This window comes from Methylobacterium sp. CCH5-D2 (genome assembly GCF_001556475.1).
Lineage (GTDB): Bacteria > Pseudomonadota > Alphaproteobacteria > Rhizobiales > Beijerinckiaceae > Methylobacterium > Methylobacterium hispanicum.
This window is the reverse complement of the sequence record NZ_LSIX01000234.1, coordinates 1-7688: the sequence shown is the minus strand read 5'-3', so window position 1 is coordinate 7688 and position 7688 is coordinate 1. Positions and strand designations below refer to the sequence as shown.

Below are 7688 nucleotides of genomic sequence, written 5' to 3'. Positions count from 1 at the left end.
GGCGAGCTGAAGCGGGCGCTGGTCGAGTCGAACGCCCGCCGCATCGCGGCGATCGAGCGCGGCGAGCAGATCGTCGTCGGCGTCAACAAGTGGCAGCAGGGCGAGCCCTCGCCGCTGACGGCGGGGGAGGGGGCGATCTTCACGGTCTCCGAGACCGTCGAGATGGAGGCCGAGACCCGCATCCGCGCCTGGCGCTCCGAGCGCGACGCGCGCGCCGTCGGTCGGGCCCTGGAAGACCTGGAGCAGGCGGCACGCTCCGGCGCCAACATCATGCCGCCCTCGATCCAGGCCGCGAAGGCCGGCGTGACCACGGGCGAGTGGGGGGCCTGCCTGCGCGCGGTCTTCGGCGAGTACCGGGCGCCGACCGGCGTGACCCTGGAGACGGTCTCGTCGGGCGCGGCCGAGGAGGCCAAGCTCCTGATCGCCGATCTCGGCGAGCGCCTCGGCGAGACGCCGCGGCTCGTCGTCGGCAAGCCGGGCCTCGACGGCCACTCGAACGGCGCCGAGCAGGTGGCGCTCCGCGCCCGGGACGTCGGCTTCGACGTGACCTACGACGGCATCCGCCAGACGCCCGCCGAGATCGTCGCCAAGGCGAAGGAGACGGGCGCCCACGTGGTCGGCCTGTCGATCCTGTCGGGGAGCCATGTGCCGCTGGTGCGGGACGTGCGGGCCAAGATGCGGGAGGCCGGCCTCGACCACGTGCCGGTGGTCGTCGGCGGCATCATCTCGCCGGACGACGAGCTGGTCCTGAAGAACATGGGCGTGCGCGCCGTCTACACCCCGAAAGACTACGCCATCGACCAGATCATGGTGGGGCTGGCCAAGGTGGTGGAGCGGGCGCTGGACGGGCGGCAGAAGGGCGAGGGGGCGCAGGCGGCGGGGGGGCAGGTGTACTGAGAGCGGCGCGGCACCCCCTTCTCGTACGTACAAAAACCTTGACACCCAGGGTTTTTGTACGTGCGCATGCGGTTCACGTACGACGAGCCGAAGCGGCAAGCGAATATCGCGAAGCACGGCATCGACTAGGCTGAGTTTGAGGGCTCTTTCAGCTTCGACCGCTTCCTCAACATTCCGACGAAGCCGAGCCGCACCGGACGGATCCGGTACAAGCTGATCGGATCCTGGCAAGGCCGGGTAGTCGTTGTCGCCATCGTCTCACCGCTCGGGTCGGAGGCGATCGATACCGTCAGCGTCCGGCCCGCCAACGCGAAGGAGAGGGCCTTCTATGCCGAAGCCTGAGCACGCCCCCGGCTACGTGCCGAACGCTGCCTACACGCAGGCGGATTGGGACGCGGTGTCGGACAATCCCGCTTTGACCGATGCCGAACTCGGCCAAGCCCGCCGGGGCACCGATGGGATGCCGCCCGCGATGGCGGCTGCCTTCCGGCGCGGTGGGCGCCCAAGATCCGAGTCGCGCAAGGTGCCGGTCACGATCCGGCTCGATGCCGAGATCGTGGAGGCCTTCAAGGCGACGGGCCCCGGCTGGCAGACGCGGATGAACGACGCGCTCCGCCGGGCCGCCTGCGACCTGGACGCGGCCTGAGACGAAGGATACCCGCCGGCCTGGACAGGCCGACGGGCATTGCGGATCCTCAGTTCGCCCGGCGCGAGACCGAGACCGCATAGGCCGGCGAGCGGATCGCGAACATCGGGTCGTCGGTCGGGCCGGCGACGCCCTCGGGCAGTTCCGCCACCGGATCGAAGGTGCGGGCATCGCAGGTGGCATCCGGCGCGATCGCTGTGATGCTGAGCGTGCCCAGTGTCTCCGTCTTGCGGCTCTCCTCGGGCCAGGAGGCGGTCGGGTCCGCGGTCGGGTCGCCGGGCTCGGCCAGGATCGCCACCAGGTCGAAACGGGCCGGGCTCTTGGCGAGGCGCTCCTTCAGCTCGTCCACGTAGAAGCTGTCGGGCTTGGCCTTCACCTCGTCGTCCGTGAGGCCGGCCTTGTCGGCGGAGACGAATTTCAGCCGGGCGACCTTCGCCTCGTTCTTCGCGTTCGTCAGCGTGTAGGCGTGCACCGCCCAGTAATCGACGCCCGCGTAGCTCGCCGGCACCGGCCGCGCGTTGAGCCAGGCCGCCTGACGGGTGGTCTCGGGGTTCTGGGCCGAGAAGGCCTTGATCTTCTCGGCATCCGGCTTGCCGTCCGGGCCGGGGGCGCGGACCTGCAGGAATTCGAGGAGCTGGGCCGGGGTCTTCGTGGAAAAGACCGGCGCCGAGATCACCACGAACACCATGTCGCCGGCCGGATCCTCCATCCGCATCGCGAAGCCCCGGGTGACGGGCTTGGCCTTGTCGGAGACCTTCGGGTTGCTGCCGCCCATCGAGAAGCGGGCGGTGACCGGCACGGTCTTGGTGAAGTGCGGCGCCTTGGACAGGGCGGCGGCGCCGGGGGCGGGGGCGAATTCGCCCTTCAGGCAGACGCCCTTCGCCCCGCTGGCGCGCACGCCCGCCTGGTTGCCGCCGGCCGCGAACTGGGCGGCCACGATCGCGCCGGGATCGGTCTCCTCGGCGCGGGCGGCGGTCTGCAGGCATGCGGTCGCGGCGGCGAGACCGGCGAGCGTGCGGAGCCAAGTCATGAGCGTCTCCCAGATGTCGTTGTGCCGCGGATGGGCGGCGGGGAGCGGCTCCCCTGGAAACACTTTAATTGTGCACAATCAGCTTGCAAGCGTCATTGTCGTTCCGGCTCGCCGACGCGGCGTTTCCGCGCTATCGGCCAGGCCATGCTCAGCCCCCTCGTCGCCGTGGCGCTCGCCGCCGCGCTCTCCGCCGGCCTGATCGTGCGCCTGCGCCCGCTCCTGGTGCGCTACGCGCTGGCCCGCCCGAACGCCCGCTCCAGCCACGCCGAGCCGACGCCGCAGGGGGGCGGCATCGCGGTGGTGACGGCGGCCCTGTTCGCGGCCGGCGTTCTGCGCACCTCGGATGTGGGCGATGTCGGCGAGTGGCTGGCGCTGGCCGGCGGCGCCACGGTCCTGGCCGTGCTCGGCGCAGTGGACGACATCCGGCCGCTGCCGGCCGCCTTGCGGCTCGCGGTGCAGGCCGCGGTGGTGACCGCGCTGGTCGCCACCCTGCGCGGGCACCTCCTCCCGTGGCTGCCGCTGCCCGTCGAGCGGGCGCTGGCGGTGCTGGCCGGCCTCTGGTTCGTGAACCTCGTCAACTTCATGGACGGGCTCGACTGGATGACGGTGGCCGAGATCGTTCCGGTGACGGGCGCGCTCCTCGCGCTGGGGGCGCTCGGCCATCTGCCGGTGCTGCCGACCCTGGTGGCGGCCGGCCTCTTCGGGGCGATGCTCGGCTTCGCGCCGTTCAACCGGCCGGTGGCGCGGCTCTTCCTCGGCGATGTCGGCTCCCTGCCGATCGGGCTGATCGTGGCGTGGCTGCTCTATCGGCTCGCCCTCGACGGGGGCTTGGCCGCCGCGATCCTGCTGCCGCTCTACTACATCGCCGACGCCACCCTGACGCTGCTGCGGCGGATACGGGCCGGCGAGCGGGTCTGGGAGGCGCACCGGAGCCACTTCTACCAGCGGGCGACCGTGAACGGGCTCTCGGTGCCCGGCGTGGTGGGGCGCGTGTTCGCGCTCAACCTCGCGCTGGCGGGGCTCGCGGCCGCGACCTTGCTTTGGCCGAACTGGCCCGTCACCGTGGCCGCACTCGCCCTCGGCGCGATCCTCGTCGCGGGGCTGCTCGCCCGTTTCGCCCGCGCCCGGAGCCAGGACCGACCGTGAGTCACGAGATCCGTCATGTGGCGCTCACCGGGGCGACGGGCTTCATCGGCCGGCACCTCCTGCATAGCCTGACCGCCCGGGGCTACCGGGTGCGGGTGCTGCTGCGCCGCCCCGTGGAGGTACCTGAAGGGGCCGCGAGCGCCGTCGTCGGCGACCTGACGCGGCCGATGAACATGGCCGCCGCCCTCTCGGACGTGGACGCGGTGGTGCACTCGGCCGGGCTCGCCCACGCCATGTCGGGCGCGCCGGAGGACGATTACCGCACCCTCAACACCGAGGCGACGCGCCGCCTTGCGGAGGCCGCCGCCCGCGCCAAGGTGCGCCGCTTCGTCTTCCTCTCCTCGATCCGGGCGCAGTGCGGGGCGAGCGCGCCGGGTGTGCTCACCGATTCCGACGAGCCCGCCCCCACGGATGCCTACGGCCGCTCGAAGCTCGAGGCCGAGCGGGCGCTGGCCGAGACCGGGCTCGACTGGGCGGCGCTCAGGCCCGTCCTCGTCTACGGGGCAGGCGTGAAGGGCAACATGGCGGCGCTCCTGCGGCTCGCCCGCACGCCCTACCCGCTGCCGCTCGGCGCGCTCGCGGCGCGGCGCTCGCTGATCTCGGCGGAGAGCCTCGCGGCGGCGGTCGATGCGGTGCTGCGGGCGCCAGCGCCCCTGAACCGGGCGCTCGTCGCGGCCGATCCCGACCCGCAGACACTGCCCGAGATGGTGGCGGCCCTGCGCGCCGGCCTCGGCCGCGCGCCCGGCCTCGTGCCGGTGCCGGCGGCGCTCCTCGGCCTCGCCTGCCGCCTCGCCGGCCGGCAGGAGGCCTATGCGCGGCTCGGCGGCGGGCTGGTGGCGCGCGCCGACGGGCTCGCGGCGCTCGGCTGGCGCCCGGCCGCGACGACGCCCGAGGGCCTGGCGCGGCTCGCCCGGGACGGGGGCTGACCGCTCAGCGGTTCCGGTACGCCAGGCAGAAGTCGGGCGCGTCCTCGTCGAGGTCGTCGCAGCCGCGGGCGATCTCGGCCTCGATCAGCGCGCAGGGGTTGCCGGCGTGGCAGAGCGGCAGGGGGGTGGGCGAGACGGCGACGCAGCGGGCGACCAGGGTCGCGGCCCGGCTCGGGCCGAGGCTCGCCCGGCAGGATTCCTCCGCCTCGGCCGCGCTCGCGAGGCCCAGGAGGGCGAGCGGTACGGTGCCCGCGATGGCCCGGCGCAGGCGACCCGGCCGGCTGATCGTCGTCACACGTCACCTCCCACCGCCCGCGTGAAGGGGCTCTACCGAACGGTGGCGCATCGGGACGGGTCGCCGCAAGCGGGCGCGGGACCGTGAAGCCCCTCATCCCCGTCGCCGTTCGATCGAAGCGGGCGCCGCGCATCCCCCTCTCCCCGCATGGCGGGGAGAGGGGGATGCGCGGGAATGCGGAACTATCATCCGGAAACGCCCTCACACCCGCGGCGCGTAGCGCGCGGGCGCCTCCCGGCCGGGGGCGGGGCCCAGCCGGGCCTGGAGCCAGTCCCGGCGCCGGGCGATCATCCGCTTCAGGCGCAGCGCCCGTTCCTCCTTGCGCTTGCAGTCGCAGGGGCAGTCGCAATCGAGAGGCGTGGAGCCGCCGCCGTCGAACAGGCTGAGGATCGCGAGCAGGACGCCGACGAGGCCGAGGACGAGCAGCACGAGCGCCGGCCACGCGAGCCCCAAGCCCACCAGGGCCGCCAGCGCGACCTTCAGGCCGAGCGAGCCCGCGACCTTCGCCTTGATCAGCAGGCCGAGCGTCGCGCCGCCGCCGAGGATGCCGCGCAGCCCCCGCATCACCCGCACCCGCAGGCGGCGGCGGGCGGCGAGCGCCTCCAAGCGGTGCAGGGCGCGGGCCACGCGCCGCACCTCGGGATCCGGATCCGTGAGCCCGTCCATCGTCCTCGCCCCCCGTGACGCGCCGGATCATCGTGGGCCGGCGGAGGCGCCGCGGTGAGCGGCCGCACGCGCCCTACGGGACGGCCGGCAGCGGCGCGGCCTCGCCCGCGACGATCCCGGCCGCCGCGCCCGCCCGCCCCACGCCGCGCTCGCGGAAATGCGGGATCGCGGCCTCGAAGACCGCGTCGGCCGCCGCCCGGTCGCCGGCCTCGACCGCGGCGGCGAGGCGCGCCACCCAGGCGTCGAGCCGGGCGCGGTCGGCGAAGACGGGGCGTGCCGCCATCACCCCGTCGATCCCGTCGAGGCTGACCCGAGGCTCCTCGCGGGCGAACAGGATCTCGTTGAGGCGCTCGCCCGGCCGCGCGCCGGAATAGGCGATCTCGATCTCCTCGCCCGGCTCGAAGCCCGCGAGCCGGATCATCCGCTCGGCGAGATCCCGGATGCGCACGGGCTGGCCCATCTTCAGCACGTAGACCGCCGCGTGCCGGTCGTCGGCATCCTCGCCCGGCGCCCGGGCCTCGCCGTCGGCGTGGGAGGCCGCGGTGAGGACGAGGTCGGCGGCCTCCCGCACGGTCATGAAGTAGCGCACCATCTCAGGGTGCGTGACGGTGACGGGCCCGCCGCGGGCGATCTGCGCCTTGAACACCGGCACCACCGAGCCGACCGAGCCCAGCACGTTGCCGAAGCGCACGGCGACGAGCCGGGTCGGGTGACCGGGGAGCGCCGCCTGCTCAGCGTCGCGGGCCTGGGCCACCATCTCGGCGAAGCGTTTGGTGACGCCGAGCTGCGAGACCGGCTCGATCGCCTTGTCGGTCGAGATCATCACGAGCGCGCGGGCGCCCGCCGCGACGGTCGCGTCGGCCACGTTGATCGAGCCGAACACGTTGGTCTTGATGCCCTCGCTCCAGTCCTGCTCCAGGTAAGGCACCTGCTTGAGCGCGGCGGCGTGGAAGACGTAGTCCGGCGCGAAACCCTCGAAGATCGCCCGGACCCGCGCGGCGTCGCGGATGTCGGCGATGATGCCGCGAGCCCGGCCCCCGGCGGCGAGCACCAGCGGGTGGCTCAGGATGCCGTGCAGCGCCGGCTCGGAATTCTCCAAGACCAGCACCTCGGCGGCGCCGAAGGCCAGCGCCCTGAGGCAGATCTCGGAGCCGATCGAGCCGCCCCCGCCCGTCACGATCACGCGCCGCCCCGCGAGGAAGCGCTCCAGCCGCGGCCGGTCGATCGCCACCGTCGGGCGCAGCAGCAGGTCCTCGATCTCGAGCGGCGCGAGTTCGGCCTCGCGCGCGCCCTCGCCGAGGCTCGCCACCCGCACCAGCGGCAGGCCGAGGCGGCGGGCCTGGGCCACCAGCGCGTCGGGCTCGGCCTCCAGCGCGCTCGGCGTGGCGACGAGCCGGCGCACCGGCTGGCCGCGCTCGGCCAGCCGCGCGATCACGCGCTCCAGGTCGTCGAAGCCGCCGAGCACGGGCACGCCGCGCATCATCTGCCCGGTCTCGTCGGCGCGGGGCGACAGGATGCCCTTGGGCGCGAGCTTCCTCACCGAGCCGGACTCGATGGCGCGCAGCAGAACGTCGATGTCGGAGCCGCGCCCGAGCAGCAGCGTCGGCACCGTGGCGGCCCGCGCGCTCGACTGCCGCGAGCGGGTGTATTTCAGGTAGCGGAAGGCGAGCCGCGCCCCGCCGAGCAGGAAGATCTGCAGCACCCAGTAGAGGACGATGGCGATCTTGCCGAAGAAGTAGAACCCGTAGAGGTCGGCCGAGACCAGCACGTAGTCGGTGACGAGGAGCGCCAGCGCCAGCACGCTCGCCGCCCGCACGATCGCGGCCAAGTCCGGCAGCGAGGCGAAGCGCCACTTGGTCCGGTAGAGCCGCAGCCGCGCGTAGACGAGGCCCGCGAGCAGGAGGAAGGGCGGCAGCAGCAGCGGCAGCGCGTGCAGGCGCTCGTCCAATTGCGCGCCGGTGAAGCGGAACCAGAAGGTGAGCAGCACGGCCAGCGCGGTCGCCACGAGGTCGTGGACGACCATCACGGCGGTCTTGGCGTGGCTCTTGGCAGGACTCTTGGCGGGGCGCGGCAGCATGGGCC

At 73.7% G+C, this 7688-nt stretch carries 8 protein-coding genes; 4 read left to right on the top strand and 4 right to left on the bottom strand.

From position 1 onward, the window contains the following. The coding region (locus AX737_RS06235; RefSeq protein ID WP_197430475.1) for a methylmalonyl-CoA mutase family protein at positions 1-897 on the top strand (897 nt) is incomplete at its 5' end. A 328-nt stretch (positions 898-1225) separates the two neighbouring features. Next, a complete protein-coding gene (locus tag AX737_RS06230) occupies positions 1226-1543 on the top strand; it encodes a BrnA antitoxin family protein (RefSeq protein WP_066919898.1) in 318 nt (105 codons plus the stop codon). A gap of 49 nt (positions 1544-1592) precedes the next feature. On the opposite strand, the gene AX737_RS06225 is transcribed toward AX737_RS06230, so the two are convergent. Further along, positions 1593-2573, bottom strand: a complete 981-nt coding sequence (locus tag AX737_RS06225) for a catalase family peroxidase (protein WP_066919896.1) — start codon at positions 2571-2573, stop codon at positions 1593-1595. A gap of 144 nt (positions 2574-2717) precedes the next feature. On the opposite strand from AX737_RS06225, the gene AX737_RS06220 reads away from it, so the two are divergent. Beyond that, positions 2718-3719 carry a glycosyltransferase family 4 protein gene (locus tag AX737_RS06220; protein WP_066919894.1) on the top strand — a complete coding sequence of 334 codons (1002 nt, stop codon included), beginning with the start codon at positions 2718-2720 and terminating at the stop codon, positions 3717-3719. After that, on the top strand, positions 3716-4645 hold the full coding sequence (locus tag AX737_RS06215) for an NAD-dependent epimerase/dehydratase family protein (protein WP_066919892.1): 930 nt from the start codon (positions 3716-3718) through the stop codon (positions 4643-4645). Before AX737_RS06220 ends, AX737_RS06215 begins: the two co-directional genes overlap by 4 nt. Before the next feature lie 4 nt (positions 4646-4649). Here the strand turns inward: AX737_RS06215 and AX737_RS06210 are convergent, their stop codons facing one another. The 3 genes from AX737_RS06210 to AX737_RS06200 all read right to left on the bottom strand — a co-directional run bounded on the left by AX737_RS06210 (position 4650) and on the right by AX737_RS06200 (position 7683). After that, positions 4650-4940, bottom strand: coding sequence for a hypothetical protein (locus tag AX737_RS06210; protein WP_066919889.1), 291 nt, complete (start codon positions 4938-4940; stop codon positions 4650-4652). A gap of 201 nt (positions 4941-5141) precedes the next feature. Continuing rightward, a complete protein-coding gene (locus AX737_RS06205; RefSeq protein WP_066919887.1) occupies positions 5142-5606 on the bottom strand; it encodes a hypothetical protein in 465 nt (154 codons plus the stop codon). A 73-nt stretch (positions 5607-5679) separates the two neighbouring features. Next, positions 5680-7683, bottom strand: a complete 2004-nt coding sequence (locus AX737_RS06200; RefSeq protein WP_066919885.1) for an SDR family NAD(P)-dependent oxidoreductase — start codon at positions 7681-7683, stop codon at positions 5680-5682. Between the last annotated feature and the right edge of the window lie 5 nt (positions 7684-7688).

Excerpts from the sequence above, each read along its gene's own strand:
- AX737_RS06225 (WP_066919896.1), bottom strand. The coding sequence starts at position 2,573 with ATGACTTGGCTCCGCACGCTCGCCGGTCTCGCCGCCGCGACCGCATGC.
- AX737_RS06220 (WP_066919894.1), top strand. The coding sequence starts at position 2,718 with ATGCTCAGCCCCCTCGTCGCCGTGGCGCTCGCCGCCGCGCTCTCCGCC.
- AX737_RS06230 (WP_066919898.1), top strand. The coding sequence starts at position 1,226 with ATGCCGAAGCCTGAGCACGCCCCCGGCTACGTGCCGAACGCTGCCTAC.
- AX737_RS06200 (WP_066919885.1), bottom strand. The coding sequence starts at position 7,683 with ATGCTGCCGCGCCCCGCCAAGAGTCCTGCCAAGAGCCACGCCAAGACC.
- AX737_RS06205 (WP_066919887.1), bottom strand. The coding sequence starts at position 5,606 with ATGGACGGGCTCACGGATCCGGATCCCGAGGTGCGGCGCGTGGCCCGC.